The organism is Chromohalobacter beijerinckii (assembly GCF_023061185.1).
Classification (GTDB): domain Bacteria; phylum Pseudomonadota; class Gammaproteobacteria; order Pseudomonadales; family Halomonadaceae; genus Chromohalobacter; species Chromohalobacter beijerinckii.
This window is the reverse complement of sequence record NZ_JAKGAK010000014.1, coordinates 65,174-87,824: the sequence shown is the minus strand read 5'-3', so window position 1 is coordinate 87,824 and position 22,651 is coordinate 65,174. Positions and strand designations below refer to the sequence as shown.

Here is a 22,651-nt window from a genome sequence, read left to right as displayed (position 1 = left end):
TCCGGACGGTGCGTTACTGATGCAGCCAGTTGCGCAGTTTGAGTAGTAGCAATTCGCCATCGCTGAGGCTGGCGCGTTCGGTAAGCAAATCGATCAGCGTCGCGGGGCGGTCGGTGATGATGTTGTCGACGCCCATATCGATGTAGCGTGACATGTCACGGGCACTGTTGACGGTCCAGACGTGCAATTCGCGGCTGCTGTCATGCACCATGCTGACGGTACCGGCATCGGCACGGGTATGACGCAGGCCGATGATATCGGCCTGGGTCGAGGTCAGAGCGCCGGGCAGCAGGAATTGAACGAACAACGTGGTATCGATATCGGGGGCGTATTCTTCGACGTCGCGAATCACCGTCGGCGATAACGACGCGATGACTGCGCTGTCGGCGATGCCGTAACGCCGTAAACGTTCGACGACCGCTTCGATGAGCGCCTGCTCGTTGCCTGGGGTGGGCTTGAGCTCGACGTATAGGCGCGACTTGCCATGTGCCAGGCCAATCACCTGATCGAGCGTTGCCAAGCGTTCATCGGAAAAGTCATCACCGAACCAGCTGCCGATATCGATATCGCGCGTTTCTTCTAGCGTCAGGTCGTTGATATTCAGTGCCTGACCGGTGAGACGTTCCAACGTGCGGTCGTGAGAGAGGACGACATTGCCGTCGCGCAACAGCCTGACGTCCAGCTCAAGATAGTCGGCGCCTTCCTGAATGGCCTGGCGCATCGCCGCTAGAGTGTTTTCCGGTGCCGCCATCGAACTGCCGCGATGGGCGGTGACGGTGACATCGTCGCGCAGTTGGAAGTCTCCCAGCACCCATCCCGCTTGGAGCAGCGCAAAGACCAGCAAGACGGCCTCGGCGGTCCAAGCCCACCAGCCCGACTGCGTAGGTGCCGGCGAGTCCGCGACACCGAGCATGCCACCCCCCAAACGTCGGTAGAGATTGGCCACCAGCAGACTATTGGCCGCGACCCCCAGAAACGTCACGGCGATGATCGAAAGCGTATAGGCCGCCACGTAGACCAGCATGACTGGAATCAGCAGCGAGATACGATCCGGAAGGTGGCTGATCAGCGGCGATGCCAGACTATTGAATAGGATGCTGAACAGGACCGGCAGCGTGGCGACACTCAGAGCGAATGTTAGTGCCAGAGCCGTGATGCGCGCGTGCCGCCCCCGTGTGAGCGTACGACTGCGTGCTAGCGCCTGGAGAGGGGACAGTCGGTCCAACACCAGGGCGGGTAGCGCCAAAAACCAGCGCGCATAGAGCCATGCCTGACACCACAGTGCGATGAGCGCGAGGCCGCCGCTGAGTGTGGCGAAATACCATAAGGCGGGGGGCTTCATGCGTATCACGACGTAGAGCTCGGCATCGCCGAGCAAGGCGTCGTAGCAATAGGCGATCAGCAGCACGAACGGGGCGACGAGCAGCAAGTGGGCGCCGACCTGAAGGAATGTGAGCCCGGCGATACTCGGAAAGTGGCGGCCGATTTGCCACAGTGTGTTCATCGTCGCCCGGTAGCGCCCCGGCCCGGGCGCGGCGACCAACCGCATCATGCCGCTTTGCTGCAGGAAGATCAGCAGAAAACTCAGGCCCAGTGCCACGAGACCCCAGGCAAGGCCCAAAGGGGAAAGCGCCATGTCGGCGATCTGGGCATTGCTGAGCGCCTGCTGATGAAAGGCATGCAGCAGACTGGTCAGGGTCCAAGTCGTCAGCGGCACCAATACGGCCGTGGCGAGGACGGTGAAGAATAGGTGAAAAACCAGTAGCGCTCGTCCCTGAGCGCGCAATTGGGTCGCAATGTCACCCAGCAACGTGCGGGTGGCGAGCATGACAACTCCTTCGTTTCCTATCAGGACATTGCAAGCCTCGCATCGCCGCTCGCTACTGGCAAATAGCAGCGCTATCAGTCATCTAGCGTTAACGGCTCATGGGCAATCACGATTCCGTTGTTGTCCGCGTAAAGCCACTGCCCCGGTGCGATCGTCACGCCGCCGAAAGTGATGGGAATATCGCGCTGGCCTTCGCCGCGTTTCTCGCTCTTGCGGGGATGCGTGCCAAGCGCCTGGATGCCGATTGGAGTCTCGTTGAGGATGTCGATATCGCGCACGCAGCCATTAACGATGATACCGGCCCAGCCGTTGTCGACGGCTTTGGCCGCCAACATGTCGCCTAGCAGTGCGCAACGCCAAGAGCCGCCGCCGTCGACGACCAGAACGGCGCCATCGCCGGGGTCGTTGACTGCTTCCTTGACACGCGAATTGTCCTCGAAGCACTTGACCGTGCGTACCGGCCCATGGAAGGCGTCGTGTCCGCCGACATTGACCAACGATGGCTCGATCACCTTGACGTCGGGATAGGCGTCACAGAGATCGGGGGTGATGATAGTGGGCATGCTGTCTCCTCGCCTGTGCGGCGTTCGCTGGAACAGATGTCATCATGCCATGCCTTATACGTTGCGCCATTGCGGCCTTGGGGGAAGAAGAACTAGCAAAATGACAGGAAGACGCCGGGCGGGGCCCGGCGTCTTGTACAGCGGTGCACGACGAGGCGTTGTTTAGAACTGCCAGCCCACGGATGCGGTGAAGGAATCCACCTGGTAGTCGCTGTCGAAGTCGTAGCGCTCGTATTCAGCGCGGACTAGGAAAGGGGTGAAGTTGAATTGCGCGCCGGCGCCGTAGACCGGGTCCACGCCATCGTTGTCCTTCAGGTCGGTGCTGGCGCCACCGAGATTACCGTCAACGTCGGTTTCCCACTTCGCCATGCCTGCCTTGGCGAAAAGCTCGAACCAATTCGTGATGGGCAGCTTGCCGACGAGACTGACGCCGTAGGCTTCTGACTCGAGGTCGGTATTGGCCGTGTCGTTGCCCTTGAGTTCGACACGTCCGAGGTCCGCATAGAACGCCTCAGTGGCGAAGTAGCGGTTGAAGTTGTAGCCGACGAAGCCCTTGAAGCTGTTGTCGTCATCGTCGACATCGAAGTCCTCGCTACCCGACTCGATGAAATCGTCAACATCATCGTCATCGTTTTCCAGCGAGCTGAAGCCGGTCCCGACGCCGAAGTACAAGCCTTCGGGGCTGGGAGCGGCCATGGCGTTGGGAGCGAGGACGAGAAGACTCGACGTGGCCACGGAAGCGGTGATCAAAGCCTTGAGTTGCATGGTGTTCTCCTTGATTTTCTCATCACGACGTATCCTGGTGTGCCGGCCTCGAGGCGCGACACTGGGCGGTCGGAATGTCATGGCATCCTGCCGTCTCGTCCCATACCCGTATGGAATGGGGCGCGAACGAGCGTTTCATATCTAAGCGTTTGTCCGGCTCACTGACAAGGCGAACAGTGTTAAAAAACGTACATGAACGTTGGTACATGGCGACACCATAAAAAACGCCCCGCAGTGGCGGGGCGTTTCGGTGACCTGCACTCTTCCTCAATAGGCGAGCATTGGAGACGAGTGGTCAGGCTTCCTCGGCGACCGGAATCACGTTCGCGGCCGCGTTCTGGAACTCTTCGATTTCATGGAAGTTCATGTAGCGGTAGATTTCACCCGCCATGGCGTTGAACTCACTCATGTAACCTTTGTACTCTTCGACGGTCGGCAAACGTCCCTCGACGGCCGCGATGGCGGCCAGCTCGGCGGAGGCCAGATAGACATTCGCGCCATCGCCCAGACGGTTAGGGAAGTTGCGCGTGGAGGTCGAAACCACGGTGGACTTGGGCGCCACGCGTGCCTGGTTGCCCATGCACAGCGAGCAGCCCGGCATTTCCATGCGTGCGCCGGCGCGCCCGTAAATGCCGTAGTAGCCCTCTTCCGTCAATTGATGTTGGTCCATCTTGGTGGGCGGTGCAAGCCACAGGCGGGTTTTCAGGCTGCCGGGGGGCTGTTTTTCGAGCAGTTTGCCGGCGGCGCGGAAGTGGCCGATGTTGGTCATGCACGAGCCGATGAAGACTTCGTCGATCTGCTCGCCGGCGACATCGGAGAGCAGGCGCGCGTCGTCAGGGTCGTTGGGCGCGCACAGCACGGGCTGGTCGAGTTCGCTCATGTCGATCTCGATCACGGCGGCATACTCGGCGTCGGCATCGGCGCGCATCAGGCTGGGGTCGGCCAGCCATTCTTCCATGGCCTGTATGCGGCGCTCCAGCGTGCGGGCGTCGCCGTAGCCATTGCTGATCATCCACTTGAGCAGAGTGACGTTGGAGTTCAGATACTCGGCGACCCGCTCCTCGCCCAGAGTGATCGTGCAGCCAGCGGCGCTGCGTTCGGCGGAAGCGTCGGAGAGCTCGAACGCCTGCTCGGCGGTGAGATCCTCGAGGCCTTCGATTTCCAGAATGCGGCCCGAGAAGAAGTTCTGCTTGTTCGACTTCTCGACGGTCAACAATCCGTCCTGAATGGCGTAATAGGGAATCGCATGCACCAGGTCGCGCAGCGTGATGCCGGGCTGGCGTTTGCCCTTGAAGCGCACCAGTACAGACTCCGGCATATCCAGCGGCATGACGCCGGTGGCCGCCGCGAAGGCCACCAGGCCCGAGCCTGCCGGGAAGGAGATTCCCATCGGGAAGCGGGTATGGGAGTCGCCGCCGGTACCGACGGTGTCTGGCAACAGCATGCGGTTGAGCCACGAGTGGATGATGCCGTCACCCGGGCGCAGCGAAACGCCGCCACGGTTCATGATGAAGTCAGGCAGGGTGTGATGGGTCTCGACATCGACCGGCTTCGGGTAAGCCGCCGTGTGACAGAAGGACTGCATCACCAGGTCGGCTTGGAAGCCGAGGCAGGCCAGGTCCTTGAGCTCGTCGCGGGTCATCGGGCCGGTGGTGTCCTGCGAACCGACGGTCGTCATCTTGGGCTCGCAGTACATGCCCGGGCGTACGCCGCCCATGCCGCAGGCCTTGCCGACCATCTTCTGCGCCAAGGTGAAGCCCTTGCCGGTATCGACCGGTTGTTCCGGCTTACGGAAGATGTCGGAGGTGCCGAGGCCAAGTTCGTTACGCGCCTTTTCGGTCAGGCCACGGCCCACGATCAACGGAATGCGGCCCCCGGCGCGGACTTCGTCGAGGATCACCTGCGTCTTGAGCTCGAAAGTAGAGACGATCTCGTCGCTGTCGTGCCGTGTCACCTTGCCTTCATAGGGGTAGACATCGATGACATCGCCCATTTCGAGCTGGGAAACGTCCATTTCGATGGGCAGGGCGCCGGCATCTTCCATGGTGTTGAAGAAAATCGGGGCGATCTTGCTGCCGAACACGAACCCGCCGGCACGCTTGTTAGGTACGTTGGGAATGTCGTCGCCGAAGAACCAAAGCACGGAGTTGGTAGCCGACTTGCGCGATGATCCGGTACCCACGACATCGCCGACATAGGCGACCGGGAAACCTTTCGCCTTGACCTCGTCGATCTGTGCGATAGGACCCTTGCTGCCCGGCGCTTCCGGTGTGATGCCCTCGCGCGGGTTCTTGAGCATGGCGTTGGCGTGCAGCGGGATATCGGGGCGCGACCAGGCGTCCGGCGCCGGCGACAAGTCATCGGTGTTGGTTTCGCCCGGCACCTTGAATACGGCGATGCTGATTTTCTCGGGCAGGGCCGGCTTGGCCAGGAACCATTCGGCACCGGCCCAGGATTCGAGCACGGCTTGCGCGATAGCGTTGCCGTTCTTGGCACGTTCGGCGACATCGTGGAAGGCATCGAACATCAAAAGGGTATGCTTGAGCTGTTCGCCGGCTTCCTGGGCGAGCGTCTCGTCATCGAGAAGTTCGACCAGGGTGGCGATATTGTAGCCGCCTTGCATGGTGCCCAACAGCTTGACCGCATGCGTCTTGTCGATCAGCGTCGATGTGGCTTCGCCCTTGGCGATGGCGGTCAGAAACGCGGCCTTGACGTAAGCGGCTTCGTCCACGCCGGGCGGGACGCGGTTGGTGAGCAGCTCGAGAAGCGTTTCTTCCTCGCCGGCGGGCGGCGCCTTGAGCAACTCGACCAGTTCGGCTGTCTGCTCGGCGTTGAGCGGCTGGGACGGCACGCCTTCGCGCGCGCGCTCCTCGGCATGTTGGCGGTAGGCTTCAAGCACGTTGGGACCCTCGTCAGTCATCGAAACCAGGGCGGGGCGATGCGCGTGGCGATAATCACTGCTTATGCACGCGCACGGCGGACACGACCTGGGGCAGGTTGTCACCGGTCTAAATAGGCAGCGAGATTCTACTCGAAACTGTCGACAATGTTAAGAAGGCCTTCTGTGCCGGGCGCTGAGAGGATGATCAAAGACAGCTCATGCATGATGGTCGCTGTAGTGGCGCTTGCGATACCATGAGAGCTCGGGTGTAAAGGGGAGGTAAGATGGCCGCCAACGAGAGCAAGGCAAAGCGTATCCAGTCGCCATGCGTGGGATTGTGCTCGACGACCGTCGGTGATCGCGTATGCCGTGGTTGCCAACGCACGGAGGACGAAATTCGCGACTGGTTCGTGCTCGATGCCGAGGCCCGGGCAGCGCGCATGCAGGCATTGGATGCGCTGCGTGTGCGGGTCGCCTCGCGTTTCCTGCGTGTCGACGATCCGGCATGCCTGGAGGCGCAACTGATACGTCACCGAATTCGCTTTCGCAGCGAGCAGCCAGCGTTGTCACGCGCCATAGAACTGCTGCGCGTGGGGCGTACGCGTATGCAGGATTTGAGTCGCTATGGACTACAACGCCACGCAAGCGCCGCTTGCCTTGCGCCCGATGCCTTGTACGCGGCGCTGCAGGAAGCGTTGATGCAAGAGGCACCTCGACGCCTGACGACAGCGCCTATCGAGCCTTCCGTTTAACTTCCATGACCGCTCACCTGATAGAAGAAAGCCATGTCCACTGACGCAAACGCCTTGCTACCCCAGGAACTTTTGAATTTCTTGCCGTGCGCGACCCCGGATGCCTGGGTCCAGGCAGCGCTGGCGCATCCGTCGCTATTGCTCATAGATCACGCTCAATGCGAGAAAAAAGCGGCATCCACGGCGATGAATCTGATGTATCGCTATGTCGAGCATACGGAATTGTTGACCAAGATGTCGCAGCTAGCCCGTGAGGAACTCTTGCACTTCGAGCAAGTAGTGACCTTGATGCGCGAACGTGGCGTGCGCTATCGCCAACTCAGCGCCTCGCGTTATGCAGCAGGGTTGCGGCAGCATGTCGGCAAGGACGATCCGCAACGGTTGGTCGATACCCTGATCGTCGGCGCTTTCATCGAGGCGCGCTCCTGTGAACGTTTCGCGTCTCTGATCCCTTTTCTGGATGATGAGCTTGCCAAGTTCTATCGCGCTCTGGTTAAGTCGGAAGGACGCCATTACGAAGATTATCTGGCGCTGGCGCAGAAGTACGCCACGCAGGATATCGCGCCGCGTATCGCTTTCTTCGCCGAGCGTGAGCGCGAACTGATCGAATCACCGGATACCTGCTTTCGTTTCCACAGCGGTGTGCCGTCGGCAGCGTGATCGCGCTCGCCGGTGGTACCGGCCCAATTAGGGTATGACGACGATGACTCAGGACACCCCGGTACCGCCTCGGTTGACGCTTTTCGGGCATTTTTCGATGACGGTAGGGGGCACCACGCTCACCCAGTTCAGCTATGACAAGGTCAAGGCGTTGTTGGTCTACCTGTTGCTCAATGAGCAAGCGGCCAATCGTGCTGGGCTGGCGGAGATGCTGTGGCCCGATCAAGGCCTGTCGTCGGGGCGCACCAATTTGCGCCATGCTTTGCATTGCCTGCGGCAACGTCTTGGCGATGAGGCTGAGTCAGCCTTGACGGTCTCGCGTCAAAGCATCGAGTTGCATCTGGAATCGCATTGGGTGATGGATGTGCGTCGTCTCGAGACGCTGCTGCAGGCACCGCCCGAGATCGGCACCATCGGCGAGTTGCTCACCTTGTATCGCGGTGATTTGGTCGAAGAGCTGCATCTGCCGCAGTGCAGTGACTTCCAGCGCTGGCTGGTCAAGGTGCGCGGCGAATGGCGCCAGCGCATGATCGCCTATATCGAGCATGCGCTGGATGGCGTCGATGACGTTTCCGAAGACGTATTGCGTCAGTTGGTGAGCCGTTTCTCGGGGTATGGGCCCTTTCATGAGCGCTTGGTTCGCCAGCTAGCCGAAAAGGGACAAATTGCCGCCGCGCATGAGCAGTTCAATGCCTATCTGGAACTGCTGGCACTGTCTGGCCAGCAGCCCGATGCCGAGTTCTTACAGCTGGCGCGCTACTGGTCGGGTGGTGCGCAGCCGACGGCGCCTACCTCGCCCCAGGGCGCTTTTTCGCGGGCTGTAGCGCTTGATAGTGCCCCCGTGCGCGAAGACGAAATCGACTATCGCCAGCTATCGGTGATGGCGATTCGTCTGCACTTGCAGGGCGATTGGCAGGAGCGTGCCCAGGGGCATGCCTGCCTGCTCCTGCAGGTGGAGCTGATGCGTTGGCTGGAGCGCCAATGCCACCTACTGGGTGGGTTCTGGCTGCCTGGCGCCACCGGCGGGCTAGGGCTAGCCTGTTTCGGCACCCATGGGCCGGCGCACCAATTGGCCGAGTTGGTGGCTTTGTACGAGCATTGCCGTCGTCAGCTACCCGAAGAGGTACAGCGTCACTGGTCGGGGGGCGATCCGGCGCCACGTTTCGAACTAGCCGCGGGTCTCAACAGTGGACGTGGGTTGTATCTGCCCGAACGCCGCCTGGCCGACCCACTGGGACAGGTGACGCAACCAGCGCTCGAGCTCATGAGTGCCGCTCAGGGCAGCGAGCTGGTGATTTCGCAAGAGGCGAGCCAGCACATGCCGCCTGCGCTGGATCTGCAGCCGCGCCTGACGACACGCTTGCTAGCTGCCGATGGACGGGTGCGCCTGCGTGCGCTGGTACTGGGGGTCGACGAAGGCGGACGCGATGCCACGCCGCCGAGCTTGATTGGACGCGAAGCGGCACTGCGACAGTTGCGTGATGCGTTGGCCCGGGTGGTCATCGGGTTGCGCCAGAGCGTGCTGGTGCAAGGTGCGCTGGGCATGGGCAAGTCGGCGTTGCTGGTAAGCTTCCGGCAACTGGAGCAAAGCCAGGAGATCGCCCTGTGTTGGCAGCCGACGACCCGCTTGTCGACCCAGACCCCTTACGGAGTGGTGCGAGCACTGTTGCGTTGGTACCTCGACCGCGATGTCGATAGCTCAACACTGGCCGCCTGGTTGGCCAATGAACCGGCGCTGGACGAGTCGCGACGTGAGGTGCTCTACCATGCGCTGAGCGATGGCGGTGACGGTGACCTGGGTGAGAGTCTCGAGCCGGTCACGCAACTCTTCCATTCGCTGATAGAGCGTATCACCGCGAGTCGCCCGCTGGCCTTGGTCATCGATGACCTGCAATGGCTGGATGAGCTCTCGCTCAAGGTGTTGCTGGCATTGCAGGCCCGCCTGCCGATCAATGTCCCCTTCATGCTGATTGCCAGTCACCATGGGCGCGAGGCATTGCCGGTGCGGCTCAACTGGGACCAGCACATCGTGCTGGGGCGTCTGGATAGCATGCAGTCGTCGCGCTTGCTGGTGCAATTGGCCAAGCATTATCGACTGCACATCAGCCCGCGTTTGCGCGAGCAGCTCATCGAGCGTTGCGACGGAGTGCCGCTTTACTTGCAGGAAATTTGCCGGCGGCTCGACATGGATCGGCGCGAGGGGCGTCGCGTCCAAGTGGATGAGTTGCCACGCGGGTTACTGGGACTTCTTTCCAGTCGCATCGAGCAGCTCGATGCCGACCGCGATGTGGCACATGTCGCGGCGGTGCTCGGGCGTCAATTCCGGGTCGTCTTCCTGCGCGAATGCACCGGGCTCGGCGAGACACGTCTCAAGCAGGTGCTCGATCATATGCAGCGCCTGGAGATCATCGAGCCCTGCCATGGCGATAGCCCGTTCGACTACCAGTTCGTTCATCAGCTGTTGCAGGAAGCCGCGTACCTTTCCTGTCCTCGCGATATTAGGGAGCGGCTACATCACCAGGTCGTCACGCTCATTGAGGAACGTTTCCCGGCCTTGATCGGACAGCATCCGGGGTATTTCGCATCTCACTTGCGTCGTAGTGGCGACCACGCGCGGGCGGCGCGCTACTTCGAGCTTGCCGCGCGGGCCGCCCTCAAACTGAGTGCCAACCGCACGGCGCTACAGATGGCCGATTCGGGGCTGGATTGCCTGCAAGATCTCGCCTCGCAGGAAGAGCGTCACATCAGCCTCTTGACCGTGCGTGGCCAGGCTGCCTTTGCGCTCGAAGGGCATGGCTCGCCCACGGCGCATGAGAGCTTCGTGCGCGCCAAGGATATGTTGGGGGCGCTGGAGGCGCGGTGCGTCGAAGACGACGAACCGGATGACGAACAACCGTTCTTGGTGACTTGGGGGCTATGGGTCGGCTGCAGCCAGCGCCATGCACATGCCGATGCGTTTGCCCTGGCGGCGCGTTTGTCGGCATTCGCCGAGCGCCTCGTCGATCCGCGTTATCAGCGCCTGGCGGATTATGCGCGAGCGCATTGCGAATATTGGGCGGGACGCGTGCGCCATGCTTTCGAGCATCTCGAGGAAATCGATCCGCTGCATCAGCCAATGGTGCTCGATTGGTTGCCGTTTTCCGATCATCCGCAGGTTGCTGCGGCTTGTTACCATGCTTGGGCCTTGTGCCTGCGCGGCGACTATCTGCGTGCCGAACAACAGATCGAGGCGGCGATACGCCTGGCCGAGTCGATTAGGCATCCCGGCTCGTTAGCGTTGTCGCTGATTTTCGCCGCGGCGTTGTATCGCCAGTTGGGGCATGTGCACATGGCGGCGACACGCGCCCAACGCGCGCACGAGGTGACGTCGACGCCGGATCTGCACCTCTGGCATTACTCGGCGCAAGGCATTCTCGGCTGGTACAAGGCGATGAGCGGCGACCCGCAGGGCCTGGAGCTGCTCGAAGAGAGCATGGAGCGGGTGACCGAGGCCACGGGACAAGATCGTTATCAGCGTCCTTTGCTGTGGTACGGCGATGCTTGCGTGGCGTTGGGAGAATATGCTCGGGCCGAGGACTATCTGGACCAATGCTTGATGGTCGCGCGTGAACGCGATTCGTTGTATCTGCCGGAGCTGACCCTGCAAATGGTGCGCGTTCGCCACGCCCTTGGGCATGCGCCTCAGGACGTGCGTCGCTTGGCCGAACAAGCCTATCGCGTGGCGAGCGAGCAGGAGAATCGGCATCATCAGATCAACGCCTGCGAAGTCTGGCTAACGCTTGTCGATCCCGATGATGACGATATGCGGCAACGCTTCCGCCAATTGTTGGGCCAGGTCTCGTTGACCGACGCCCCAATGCTCGTGCGCTGGCGCTTGCAACTGGATCGTGCCTTCGAGCCTCAGCACGAGCGGTCATGATCGCAAGCCCAGTGTCATCAGATCGCGAATTCGCGTAGCCGCGGCGCGGCGTCGTCCTCGACACGTATTTCCCAGCCGCTGCCAGGCTGCCAGTCGCCGAGTACGATGCGTCGAGCACTCTGACCGTCGAGGTCGAAGTCATGTACCGCCGGGCGGTGCGTATGACCGTGGATGAGTGTGGTGACGCCGTGCGCGCGCATGACCTCTTCGACCTCCGCTGGCGTCACGTCCATGATTGCATCGGCTTTTTGCGTGTTGGCGTCCGAGGATTGCAGACGCAGGCTCTTGGCGAGTTCCAGGCGTTGCTCGACGGGCAAGGCGAGAATCTGAGCTTGCCACTCGGGATCTCGCGACATGGCACGAAACTTCATGTACTCCTCATCGCCGGTGCACAGGCTATCGCCGTGCATCAGCAGGACGCGCTGGTTGCCCAGGGTCACGAGACTCGGGTCATCGAGCAGGGTGGCACCGGCGGCATCGGCGAAGGCGTTACCGACCAGGAAGTCGCGATTGCCATGCATGAAATAAATTTGGGTGCCGGCGTCGCTGAGGCGCTTTAGCGCATCGATGACTTGACGCTCCAAATCACCGAGGTAGTCGTCGCCGATCCAGGCTTCGAAGATATCGCCGAGCAGATAGAGCGTGTCGGCGTGGCGCGCCTCGGTCTCCAGATAATTCAGAAAGCCGTGGGCGATGTCCGGCTGGCCTGCGTGGAGGTGCAAATCGGAAATCAGCAGGGTGGTCATCGTGCTGGCGTCCTCATGGGCGTGCTTGTGGCTGGAGTCAGGTACCTCAGCGTCGCACCGTTATTCGGCGCGACGCTGTGCGTCGTCAATCCTCGATGTAGGCACGTTCGAGAATGACGTCTTCGGCGGGCACATCGGCATGCATGCCGCGGCGCGTGGTGCGGATGTTCTTGATCTTCTCGACGACATCCATGCCTTCGGCGACCTCGGCGAAGACGCAATAGCCCCAGCCTTGCATGGACTTGTCGCGATGGTTGAGGAAGTCGTTGTCGGCGACGTTGATGAAAAATTGTGCGCTGGCGGAATGCGGATCCTGCGTGCGCGCCATGGCCACGCTGCCCTTGACGTTCTTCAGGCCGTTATCCGCTTCATTGTCGATCGGCGCACGGGTGGGCTTTTGCTCGAATTGGGTGTCGAAGCCGCCGCCCTGGACCATGAAGCCATCGATGACGCGATGGAACAGGGTGTCGTCGTAATGGCCGTCGCGCACGTATTGCTCGAAGTTGGCCGCGGTCTTGGGCGCGTTATCATGGTCGAGGCGCAGACGAATGCTGCCGTAATTGGTTTGCAGAACGATCATGGGCGTATCCTGGCGAAGAGAACTGAGCGCGACTTGGCGTCGCGCGCTGGCGTCGCGCTATAATAGCGGCTTTGCACCCGCGGGCGAAACCGTGTCGAGGCGCCAGCCAGTGCTTTGACGTGCCCTCCGGTCACTTCGCGAACGAACAGAGGTTCTTTAGACAGCCCATGAGCGTAGATAGCCACTCCGCCCCGAATTTCATCCGCAATCAGGTTCGCGAGGAAATCGAGGCCGGTCGCCAGGATACCATCGTCACTCGGTTTCCGCCGGAACCCAACGGTTTCCTGCACATCGGCCACGCCAAGTCGATCTGTCTGAATTTCGGGCTTGCCGAGCAGTTTGGCGGTCAATGCCATCTGCGTTTCGACGACACCAACCCCGCCAAGGAAGAGCAAGCCTATATCGACGCCATCAAGGCCGATATCACGTGGTTAGGGTTCGAGTGGGATGGGGCAGTACGCTATGCCTCGGATTACTTCGATCAGTTGTATGCCTGGGCGCAGTATTTGGTGCGCGAGGGCAAGGCGTACGTCGATGATTTGTCACCAGACGAGATTCGCGAGTATCGCGGCACCTTGACCGAGTCCGGCACGCCGAGTCCGTATCGTGATCGCACGCCGGATGAAAACCTCGATCTGCTTGAGCGCATGCGCACGGGCGAGTTTGCCGAGGGCGAGAAGGTGTTGCGCGCCAAGATCGACATGGCGGCGTCCAACATCAATCTGCGTGACCCGATCCTTTATCGTGTTCGACACGCCCACCACCATCAGACGGGCGATAAGTGGAAGATTTACCCGTCTTACGATTTCACGCATGGTCAGTCGGATGCGATCGAGGGCGTCACGCACTCCATCTGTACACTGGAATTCGAGGATCACCGTCCACTTTACGATTGGTTTCTCGAGAACCTCCCGGTGCCAGCCAAGCCGCGTCAGATCGAATTTGCACGTCTCAATCTTGCGCACACGGTGACCTCCAAGCGTAAGCTCAAGCTGTTGGTCGATCAGGGCATCGTGGATGGCTGGGACGACCCGCGCATGCCGACGATTTCGGGCATGCGTCGGCGCGGCTACACGCCGGACTCGGTGCGCAAGTTCTGCGAGATGATCGGCGTGACGCGGGCCGATGGCGGCATGGTAGACATCGCCATGCTGTACCATGCGATTCGCTCCGACCTGGAAGACAACGCCCCGCGCGCGATGTGCGTACTCAAGCCGCTCAAGGTGGTGTTGACCAATCTCCCCGAGGATCATCAGGAAACCTTTGAGGTGGCTGGCCATCCAGCACGTGACGATATGGGCGTGCGTCACTTGCCGCTGACGCGTGAGGTGTGGATCGACCATGACGACTTCATGGAAGAGCCGCCCAAGAAGTTCTTCCGCTTGGCGCCGGGCAAGGAAGTGCGTCTGCGCAATGCCTACGTGATTCGTTGCGACGAGGTCATTAAAGACGCCGACGGCGAGATCCAGGAGCTACGCTGCAGTGTCGATCTCGACACACTTGGCAAGAACCCCGAAGGGCGCAAGGTGAAAGGCGTCATCCACTGGGTGAGCACTTCACACGCCGTGCCCGTCGAAGTGCGTCTCTACGATAACCTGTTCCAGGTCGAGGCGCCGGATCGAGACCGCGACGGCGATTTTCTCGAGCATTTGAACCCTGAGTCGCTGCGTATCGTCGAAGGCTACGCCGAGCCGAGTCTGGCCAATGCCGAACCTGAAAGCCGCTACCAGTTCGAGCGCGTAGGCTATTTCTGCGCCGATCGACATGAATGTCGTGATGGCAAACGCGTTTTCAATCGTACGGTGGGGCTCAAGGATGGTTGGGCCAAGGCGCAGAAGAAAGGCTGAGAGGGGATTACCGTGCAGATCTACAACACGCTGACGCGACGCAAGGAAACGTTCACGCCGCTCGACGCGGGACGGGTGCGCATGTATGTCTGCGGGATTACCGTCTACGACTACTGCCATATCGGCCATGCTCGCGTCATGGTGGCGTTCGATATGATCACGCGCTATCTACGCTGGCGCGGCTTTGAGGTCGATTACGTACGCAATATCACCGACATCGACGACAAGATCCTCAAGCGGGCCGAGGAGAATGGCGAGCCGATTGCGGCGCTGACCGAACGAATGATCGACGCGATGCATGAAGACGAAGGACGCCTTGGCGTATTGCGTCCGGATCGCGAGCCGCGTGCCACGGCCCATGTCGATGATATCGTTGCCATGGTCCAGCGCTTGATCGACAAAGGCTATGCGTATCCGGCCGCCAACGGCGACGTCTATTATCGTGTGCGGCGTTTCGAGGGCTACGGCAAGCTCAGCAATCGCGATCTCGATGACATGCGCTCGGGCGCGCGTATCGAAGTCGAAGTCGCGAAGGAAGATCCGCTGGACTTCGTGCTGTGGAAGGCCGCCAAGCCCGGTGAGGAGAGTTGGCCGTCGCCGTGGGGCGCGGGGCGACCGGGTTGGCATATCGAGTGCTCGGCGATGTCGACGTGCTGCTTGGGCGATACCTTCGATATTCATGGCGGTGGCCCGGACCTTGTCTTTCCTCACCATGAAAACGAGATCGCGCAAAGCGAGGCTGCGACCGGACAGGCCTACGTCAACACCTGGATGCATGCCGGCGCCGTGCGTGTCGATCACGAGAAGATGTCCAAGTCTCTGGGCAACTTCTTCACGATTCGCGAGGTGTTGGAGGTGCATGCCCCTGAAGTGGTGCGCTATCTGCTTCTGGCCAGCCACTACCGCAGTCCCATCAATTATGCCCCCGACGCGCTGGGCGAGGCGCGCCGTTCTCTGGAGCGATTTTACAACGCGTTGCAGAGCGTCACACCGGTCGAGGGCGATGTGGACGCGCGTCATCGCGAGCGTTTCGTGGCCGCGATGGATGACGATTTCAATACCGCTGAGGCCTTGGCGGTGTTGTTCGATCTTGCGCGCGAGCTGAACCGCGCCAAGCAGGAGGCTCCGGAACGTGCGCCAGCGTTAGCTTACGAGCTCATCTCCTTGGGCGGTGTGCTGGGCCTCTTCGAGCAAGCGCCTGCTGATTTTCTGCAGGCGGGGGCGGGGCAACTGCCGATGACCGAGGAAGAAATCGAGTCGCGCATCGAGGCTCGGGCGCAGGCCAAGAAAGCCAAGGATTTCGCCACCGCCGATGGCATTCGCGATGAATTGGCGGCGCTGGGGATTGTGTTGAAAGATAGCCGCGAAGGCACGACTTGGGTGGTCGAAGGCGGCTGATTTCCGTCAATCGGAAACCCGATACACAAAGCCCGCGACGTTATAGTCGCGGGCTTTGTTGTTTCTTGCCGACAGGTATCGTTATTGGCTCAAGATGTCGTGCCCAGGCGCTTGACCATGGCTTCGACCATCAGCGCCGAATGCGTGGCAGCTTTATCGATAAAGGCCTTGAAGGAAAGGTCGGACTCCTTGCCGGCAATATCGGAAAGCGCACGAATGACGACGAACGGACAGTCGTAAAGGTGGCACGTCTGGGCGATGGCCGCCGCTTCCATCTCGGCGGCCAACATGCTCGGAAAGCGCTCGCGTGCCTTTGCCACCATGGCCTCATCGGCCATGAAGACATCACCCGTGCAGATGAGGCCTTCCGTGACGCGCAACTCACCGAGCCCCTCGATGCACTCGCGGGCGACGTTCACCAGGCGAGGGTCGGGGAGATAGGCGGCTGGCATCTGCGGCACCTGGCCGTACTCATAGCCGAAGACCACGGCATCGACGTCATGGTGGCGCACCTCGCTGGAGATGACCACGTTCCCGACTTCGAGATCGGCACCGAAGCCGCCAGCCGAGCCGGTGTTAATGACCACGTCGGGTTTATAAAGCTCGAGCATTTGAGTGGTGCCAACGGCGGCATTCACCTTGCCGATACCCGATTGAAGGATAACGACATCGACACCGTGCAAGTAGCCGGTGTGAAAGGTCGAACCGGCGTGCTGGCGGGTCTGGCCGTTTTCAAGGTGCGAGGCGAGGAGTTCGACCTCCTCGGCCATGGCACCGATGATGGCGATCTTGCGCATGGGGGGTGTGGCCTCTTTCTCGATCAGGCGAACACCTGGTTCCATTCATTGCGCTTGGCCAGCAGATCGCGGGCCAGGGCTTGAGCGCCTTCCAGGCTGTGGCTGGCGGCCCAGCCGCACTGCATTTCGTTGCAGGCCGGCACGTCCTCGGCGACAAGGACATCGTTGAGAGTCTTGTCGATCAGATCGAGTACATCGTCGTAATCATCGTGGTTGATTAACGATACATAGAAGCCGGTCTGGCAACCCATGGGGCTGATGTCGAGAATCTTGTCGGTATGGTTGCGCGACAGTTCGGCCATCAGGTGTTCCAGAGAATGCAGCGCGGGCATTTCCATGTGTGCCTTGTTGGGCTGGCAGATGCGCAGGTCGTACTTGTGAATCGCATCGCCTTGCTCGCCTGTCTTGATGCCAGCCAGACGTACATAAGGTGCTTTGACCTTTGTATGGTCGAGGTTAAAGCTTTCGACGTTCATTTCTTTATCGCTCATCTATCCACTCCTTCTCGCGATCTCGGTAGCATCATTCATTGTAACGTCTGTATGTCAGGCGTGCATGCCGTCGTGGAGTTCGGCGGCATGTAGGGTGTTCTCCAACAGTGAGGCGACCGTCATGGGGCCGACCCCGCCGGGTACGGGGGTAATGAAACTGGCACGCTCTGCAGCAGGCGTGAACTCGACATCACCCGCGAGCTTGCCATCGGCCTGGCGATTGATACCCACGTCGATGACGACGGCCCCTTCCTTGACCCACTCGCCCTTGACGAGTCCGGGTTTGCCGACGGCGACGATGAGCAAGTCGGCACGGCGTACGTGCGATTCGAGATTCCGGGTGAAACGGTGGCAGACCGTGGTCGTGCTGCCGGCCAGCATCAGCTCCATGGCCATGGGGCGCCCGACGATATTGGAGGCGCCGACGATGACGGCATCCAAGCCACGTGCCTGAATGCCGCTCTCTTGTAAAAGCGTCATGATGCCTTTGGGGGTGCAAGGGCGCAGTACGGGGAGTCGTTGGGCGAGGCGGCCGAGATTGTAAGGATGAAAACCATCGACATCCTTGTCGGGGCGGATGCGTTCGAGAATCGGACGTTCGTCGAGATGCTCGGGCAGGGGGAGCTGTACCAGGATGCCGTCGATATCGGCATCTGCGTTCAGCGAGTCGACCAATGCCTCGAGTTCCGTCTGAGTGGTCGTGGTGGGAAGCTGGTGTTGCACCGAATACAGGCCGGCTAGATCGCAGGCGCGGTGCTTGTTGCGGACATAAACTTCGGAAGCGGGGTCTTCGCCAACGAGGACGACCGCGAGCCCCGGCGCGCGCTTACCGTCATGGCGGCGTGCCTGGACCTGACGAGATACCTGTTCGCGGACGTTAGCGGCAATCGCCTTGCCGTCGATCAACTGAGCGGTCATCGACTCGTTCCTTTGACATGCGTGGCCCGGTGCCAGGCGGCGTTCGGGCGGCGTTAGAGAAAGAGGCGCAATTTTCGCACGCTGGGAGGCGCAGTCAATGTATCCCTCACGTGAGGAAGACAGAAGGTGAAACGTAAGGGCTTGACCTGGCAAGGAAGATGCGTAGAATACGCTGCGCATCGACGGGCTCGATTGGCCATGCCCAAGCGGTCTCGGAGTAACGGGGTATAGCGCAGTCTGGTAGCGCGCCTGCTTTGGGAGCAGGATGTCGGGGGTTCAAATCCCTCTACCCCGACCAACCTCCGAATCCTCTCGAGGGTCGGTTCTAGGTTGGGTCTGTGCCGGCGTTATTAAGCGCTCATAGCTCAACCGGATAGAGCAACGGCCTTCTAAGCCGTAGGTTGCAGGTTCAAGTCCTGCTGGGCGCGCCAGGCTAAAAGCCAAAACGCACCAGGCTAAAGCCAAAAAGAGTATCGATGTCGGGATTATTCCCGTGCGTATCAAGTTGTGGTGGATGTAGCTCAGTGGTAGAGCCCCGGATTGTGGCTCCGGTGGTCGTGGGTTCGATCCCCATCATCCACCCCATGCTTGAATAGGCTGCAACAAATCGTCGTCGTGGTGGATGTAGCTCAGTGGTAGAGCCCCGGATTGTGGCTCCGGTGGTCGTGGGTTCGATCCCCATCATCCACCCCAGCGATGGTTTCTTCCTTTTGTCCCCCGTGTTTGTTTCTCCCTTGGTATAATCTCCCTTTCGTGGTTCGCACTCCGCACGCATGTGCCGAGGTGCCTCGTTTGGCTTTCTTACGTCGTCACGATGACTATTCGCCCTTTTTTCGCGTTTTCTCCCTTGTAAGATGAGGCATACAGCCCCATAAACTTTGCAGTGCGCTTGCCAGCGCGAATGGGGATTCATAGAATCCTCGTCTTATACGTATTTTCAGAACGCCCCCAGTCGGTAGAGGATCATTCATGCAAGTTTCCGTTGAGTCGACTTCCCAGATCGAACGTCGTGTCACCGTCCAAGTGCCGGCTGCCGAAGTCGATCAAGCCGTGGCTACCCGTCTCCAGGAAACCGCCAAGAACGTGCGGCTGAACGGCTTTCGGCGTGGCAAGATTCCGCAGGCGGTCGTGCGTCAGCGTTTCGGCCAAGAAGTCCGCAACGAAGTGGTGGGCGAAATGATGCGCCAGCACTATGTGCAGGCGATCACTCAGGAAAGTCTCAACCCGGCGGGCTCTCCGCAGGTAGAGCCGACCGTCGACGAAGACGGTAAGGACCTGGAGTTCGTCGCGACCCTTGAGGTATATCCCGAGTTCGAGCTCAATACGATCGAAAACACCGAAATCGAGCGCCCACAGGCAGAGGTGACCGAAGCCGATGTCGATCAAATGATCGACACGCTGCGTTCACAGAATGCCGAGTGGGAAACGGTCGAGCATGCCGCGGCCGATGGCGATCAGGTGACCGTCGATTTCCAAGGGTTCCTGGGTGATGAGCCGTTCGAAGGTGGCGCCGCCGAGGGCCATGAGCTGGAACTGGGGTCCAATAGCTTCATCCCCGGTTTCGAAGAGCAGCTGGTGGGTGCTCAGGCCGGTGACGATCTCGAGATCAAGGTGACCTTCCCTGAAGATTATCAGGCGGAACACCTGGCAGGTCAGGAAGCCACCTTCAAAGTGAAAGTGCACAAGGTGGCCGGCAAGCAGCTGCCCGAAGTCGATGATGAGTTCATCAAGCGCTTCGGTATCGAAGAGGGCGGTGTCGCTGCCTTCCGTGCCGACGTGCAGAAGAACATGGAGCACGAGCTATCTCAGGCCGTGACCAATCGCGTCAAGCAGCAGGCGCTTGAAGCGTTGCAGCAGGCCAACGACATTCCGGTCCCGCAGTCATTGATTCAGCAGGAGACCGAGGGACTCAAACGCCAGGCCGCGCAGCAGTTCGGTTTGGGGGAAGACTTCGATGTTTCCCAACTGCCTGACGAGCTGTTCGCCGACCAGGCGAAGAAGCGCGTTCAGGTCGGTCTGCTGCTGGCCGAAGTCGTCAAGGTCAATGAACTCGACGCCAGCGACGACGAAATCAAGGCACGCGTCGAAGAGCTGGCGCAGCAGTATCAGCAGCCTGAGCAAGTGGTTGAGCATTACCTCAAAAACGAGGAAATGAAGAACCAGGTCAAATCCTCGGTTCTAGAAGACAAGGCGGTTGACAAGCTGCTGGAGCAAGCTCAGGTTAAGGACGTCGAGATGTCCTATGAGCAGGCTTTGCAAGCGGCACAACAGCAGCAAGAAGCAGATGATGAGGACGAAGCGCAGGAAGAGACCAGCGCCTAAGCGTTCTCCCGCGTGCCGTCGCAAGTGCCTGGACCCGGCTACGGCCGGGTCTCTAGTCACTGGAGCAATCAGTCACCGAATTAAGGAAGCCACGCAATGGGCAACGAGTTCGATATCAGCAACGCCGGCGGTTTGGTCCCCATGGTGGTGGAGCAAAGCGCGCGTGGCGAGCGGTCCTACGACATATACTCTCGCCTGCTCAAAGAGCGCGTTATCTTTCTGATTGGCCCGGTCGAGGACTATATGGCCAATCTGGTGGTGGCTCAGTTGTTGTTTCTCGAATCCGAGAACCCCGACAAGGACATCCACCTTTACATCAATTCGCCGGGCGGCTCTGTGACGGCAGGGATGTCTATCTATGACACCATGCAGTTCATCAAGCCTGATGTGTCTACCGTGTGTGTCGGCCAGGCCGCCAGCATGGGCGCTTTGCTGCTTGCCGGCGGCGCCGAGGGCAAGCGCTACTGCCTGCCGCACTCACGGATGATGATTCATCAACCGTTGGGCGGCTATCAGGGTCAGGCCGCGGATATCGAGATCCACACCAAGGAAATTCTAAACATCCGCCAGCAGCTCAACGAGATTCTCGCCAAGCATACCGGCCAGGATGTGGAAACGGTTGCACGAGATACGGATCGCGATAATTTCATGAACGGCGCCCAGGCGGCCGAGTACGGCCTCATCGATGCCATGCTGGATAAGCGCCCTGTATCCTGATAGCGTTTAACCAAACATGGTAGCGATTAGCGAGACATGCATTTATTACCGGCGGTTCGTCAGGGCCGCCGCTATCACGAGGTACACGAATGGCTGACGGCAAAGGCAAAGACGAGAGCGGCAAATTGCTGTACTGCTCGTTCTGTGGCAAGAACCAGAACGAAGTGCGCAAGCTGATCGCGGGTCCTTCCGTCTACATCTGTGACGAATGTGTCGATCTGTGCAACGACATCATTCGCGAAGAAGTGCTGGAGGCCGATGCCGAGGGCGATGACGAGCGCCTACCGGCACCGCGCGAGATCCGTTATACATTGGATGATTATGTCATCGGGCAGGACCGTGCCAAGCGGGTGCTGTCGGTGGCGGTCTACAACCACTACAAGCGTCTTCGTGCCGATGTGAAGACCGACGATGTCGAACTCGGCAAGTCGAACATTCTCCTGATCGGCCCGACCGGTAGTGGTAAGACCTTGCTGGCCGAGACCATGGCCCGCTTGCTTAACGTTCCGTTCACGATCGCCGATGCGACGACGCTGACCGAAGCCGGTTATGTGGGTGAAGACGTTGAGAACATCATCCAGAAGCTGCTGCAGAAGTGCGAGTACGATGTCGACAAGGCGCAGCGTGGGATCGTCTACATCGACGAGATCGACAAGATTTCGCGTAAGTCGGACAATCCCTCGATTACGCGCGATGTCTCCGGTGAAGGCGTTCAGCAGGCGCTTCTCAAGCTGATCGAAGGTACGACAGCTTCGATACCGCCACAAGGTGGTCGCAAGCATCCCCAGCAGGAATTCCTGCAGGTCGATACCAGCAACATGCTGTTCATCGTCGGCGGGGCGTTTGCAGGGCTGGAGAAGGTGATCCGGGACCGTATCGAGAAAGGTGGTATCGGCTTTAACGCAGAAGTGAAGAGCAAGGACTCTGAAAAATCGATGGGGGATGTCCTTGCGGGTGTCGAACCTGAGGACTTGGTCAAGTTCGGTTTGATTCCTGAGTTCGTGGGTCGTGTTCCGGTGATCGCGACGCTGACCGAGCTCAGCGAAGAAGCTTTGATCCAGATTCTCACCGAGCCCAAGAACTCGCTGATCAAGCAGTACACGCACCTGTTTTACATGGAAGGTGTCGAGCTGGAGTTTCGCGAGGATGCCTTGCGTGCCGTGGCTCACAAGGCCATGGAACGCAATACGGGGGCACGTGGTTTGCGTTCGATCCTCGAGTCCGTGCTGCTCGATACCATGTACGAGGTGCCATCGCTGGAGGATGTCACCAAGGTGGTCATCGACGCCTCTGTCATCACCGGTGACAGTGAGCCGCTACTGATTTATTCCCAACAGGAAGAAAGCAAGGTAGCTGGCAAGGACGGTTGAGCTCTAGCCTGAGTCACCGTGGGGGCCTAAGGGCCCCCTTTTCGTATGTGTCCCTGTTTTGCGCCATGAAACCGAAGGGCTGCACGGTTGCATCATG

At 60.1% G+C, this 22,651-nt stretch carries 17 protein-coding genes and 4 tRNA genes; 12 read left to right on the top strand and 9 right to left on the bottom strand.

Features of this window, described 5'->3' with window-relative positions:
• Positions 1-13 precede the first annotated feature (13 nt).
• The 4 genes from L1075_RS11555 to acnB all read right to left on the bottom strand — a co-directional run bounded on the left by L1075_RS11555 (position 14) and on the right by acnB (position 6,055).
• Positions 14-1,828: a glycerophosphodiester phosphodiesterase gene (locus L1075_RS11555; RefSeq protein WP_246941922.1), complete on the bottom strand. Its 1,815-nt coding sequence runs from the start codon at positions 1,826-1,828 to the stop codon at positions 14-16.
• A gap of 74 nt (positions 1,829-1,902) precedes the next feature.
• On the bottom strand, positions 1,903-2,391 hold the full coding sequence (gene rraA, locus L1075_RS11550; RefSeq protein ID WP_040241532.1) for a ribonuclease E activity regulator RraA: 489 nt from the start codon (positions 2,389-2,391) through the stop codon (positions 1,903-1,905).
• A gap of 162 nt (positions 2,392-2,553) precedes the next feature.
• The gene (locus tag L1075_RS11545; protein WP_040241531.1) at positions 2,554-3,156 is read right to left on the bottom strand and encodes a porin family protein; all 603 of its coding nucleotides are present in this window, start codon (positions 3,154-3,156) and stop codon (positions 2,554-2,556) included.
• A 295-nt stretch (positions 3,157-3,451) separates the two neighbouring features.
• Positions 3,452-6,055 (bottom strand): bifunctional aconitate hydratase 2/2-methylisocitrate dehydratase, encoded by a 2,604-nt coding sequence (gene acnB, locus L1075_RS11540; protein WP_246941920.1) that lies wholly within the window; start codon positions 6,053-6,055, stop codon positions 3,452-3,454.
• Positions 6,056-6,321: 266 nt separating this feature from the next.
• Here acnB and L1075_RS11535 point away from each other — a divergent pair, with 266 nt between their 5' ends.
• Genes L1075_RS11535 through L1075_RS11525 form a run of 3 tightly spaced genes read left to right on the top strand, consistent with a single transcriptional unit; the run spans position 6,322 to position 11,368 of the window.
• Complete coding sequence (locus tag L1075_RS11535) at positions 6,322-6,789, top strand: DUF1289 domain-containing protein (protein WP_246894485.1); 468 nt, start codon at positions 6,322-6,324, stop codon at positions 6,787-6,789.
• A gap of 33 nt (positions 6,790-6,822) precedes the next feature.
• Complete coding sequence (locus L1075_RS11530; RefSeq protein ID WP_246894486.1) at positions 6,823-7,449, top strand: MiaE family protein; 627 nt, start codon at positions 6,823-6,825, stop codon at positions 7,447-7,449.
• Positions 7,450-7,492: 43 nt separating this feature from the next.
• Entirely contained in the window at positions 7,493-11,368 is a 3,876-nt protein-coding gene (locus tag L1075_RS11525; protein WP_246941918.1) for an ATP-binding protein, read from the top strand.
• Between the two features lie 17 nt (positions 11,369-11,385).
• On the opposite strand, the gene L1075_RS11520 is transcribed toward L1075_RS11525, so the two are convergent.
• A complete protein-coding gene (locus tag L1075_RS11520) occupies positions 11,386-12,114 on the bottom strand; it encodes a UDP-2,3-diacylglucosamine diphosphatase (RefSeq protein ID WP_246941916.1) in 729 nt (242 codons plus the stop codon).
• Positions 12,115-12,199: 85 nt separating this feature from the next.
• Positions 12,200-12,694, bottom strand: coding sequence for a peptidylprolyl isomerase (locus tag L1075_RS11515; RefSeq protein WP_178997395.1), 495 nt, complete (start codon positions 12,692-12,694; stop codon positions 12,200-12,202).
• Positions 12,695-12,861: 167 nt separating this feature from the next.
• Here L1075_RS11515 and L1075_RS11510 point away from each other — a divergent pair, with 167 nt between their 5' ends.
• Together L1075_RS11510 and cysS are read left to right on the top strand one after the other, a co-directional pair.
• Positions 12,862-14,541, top strand: coding sequence for a glutamine--tRNA ligase/YqeY domain fusion protein (locus tag L1075_RS11510; protein WP_246941914.1), 1,680 nt, complete (start codon positions 12,862-12,864; stop codon positions 14,539-14,541).
• A 12-nt stretch (positions 14,542-14,553) separates the two neighbouring features.
• Positions 14,554-15,939 (top strand): cysteine--tRNA ligase, encoded by a 1,386-nt coding sequence (cysS, locus tag L1075_RS11505; protein ID WP_246894489.1) that lies wholly within the window; start codon positions 14,554-14,556, stop codon positions 15,937-15,939.
• An 89-nt stretch (positions 15,940-16,028) separates the two neighbouring features.
• On the opposite strand, the gene mtnN is transcribed toward cysS, so the two are convergent.
• The 3 genes from mtnN to folD are packed head-to-tail and all read right to left on the bottom strand — an operon-like array spanning position 16,029 to position 18,145.
• Complete coding sequence (gene mtnN / locus L1075_RS11500) at positions 16,029-16,736, bottom strand: 5'-methylthioadenosine/S-adenosylhomocysteine nucleosidase (protein ID WP_040241510.1); 708 nt, start codon at positions 16,734-16,736, stop codon at positions 16,029-16,031.
• A gap of 23 nt (positions 16,737-16,759) precedes the next feature.
• Positions 16,760-17,227 (bottom strand): S-ribosylhomocysteine lyase, encoded by a 468-nt coding sequence (locus tag L1075_RS11495; RefSeq protein WP_040241507.1) that lies wholly within the window; start codon positions 17,225-17,227, stop codon positions 16,760-16,762.
• Between the two features lie 54 nt (positions 17,228-17,281).
• On the bottom strand, positions 17,282-18,145 hold the full coding sequence (gene folD / locus L1075_RS11490; protein WP_246894490.1) for a bifunctional methylenetetrahydrofolate dehydrogenase/methenyltetrahydrofolate cyclohydrolase FolD: 864 nt from the start codon (positions 18,143-18,145) through the stop codon (positions 17,282-17,284).
• A 221-nt stretch (positions 18,146-18,366) separates the two neighbouring features.
• Here folD and L1075_RS11485 point away from each other — a divergent pair.
• From L1075_RS11485 to clpX, 7 genes are all read left to right on the top strand, one after another.
• Positions 18,367-18,443: transfer RNA gene (locus L1075_RS11485), tRNA-Pro, on the top strand.
• A gap of 56 nt (positions 18,444-18,499) precedes the next feature.
• Positions 18,500-18,576, top strand: a tRNA-Arg gene (locus tag L1075_RS11480).
• Positions 18,577-18,655: 79 nt separating this feature from the next.
• Positions 18,656-18,730: transfer RNA gene (locus L1075_RS11475), tRNA-His, on the top strand.
• A gap of 33 nt (positions 18,731-18,763) precedes the next feature.
• A tRNA-His gene (locus L1075_RS11470) sits at positions 18,764-18,838 on the top strand.
• A gap of 276 nt (positions 18,839-19,114) precedes the next feature.
• Entirely contained in the window at positions 19,115-20,467 is a 1,353-nt protein-coding gene (gene tig / locus L1075_RS11465; RefSeq protein ID WP_246941912.1) for a trigger factor, read from the top strand.
• Positions 20,468-20,563: 96 nt separating this feature from the next.
• Positions 20,564-21,184 carry an ATP-dependent Clp endopeptidase proteolytic subunit ClpP gene (gene clpP, locus L1075_RS11460; RefSeq protein ID WP_040241499.1) on the top strand — a complete coding sequence of 207 codons (621 nt, stop codon included), beginning with the start codon at positions 20,564-20,566 and terminating at the stop codon, positions 21,182-21,184.
• Between the two features lie 89 nt (positions 21,185-21,273).
• Complete coding sequence (gene clpX, locus L1075_RS11455) at positions 21,274-22,554, top strand: ATP-dependent Clp protease ATP-binding subunit ClpX (RefSeq protein WP_040241497.1); 1,281 nt, start codon at positions 21,274-21,276, stop codon at positions 22,552-22,554.
• Positions 22,555-22,651: the final 97 nt, after the last annotated feature.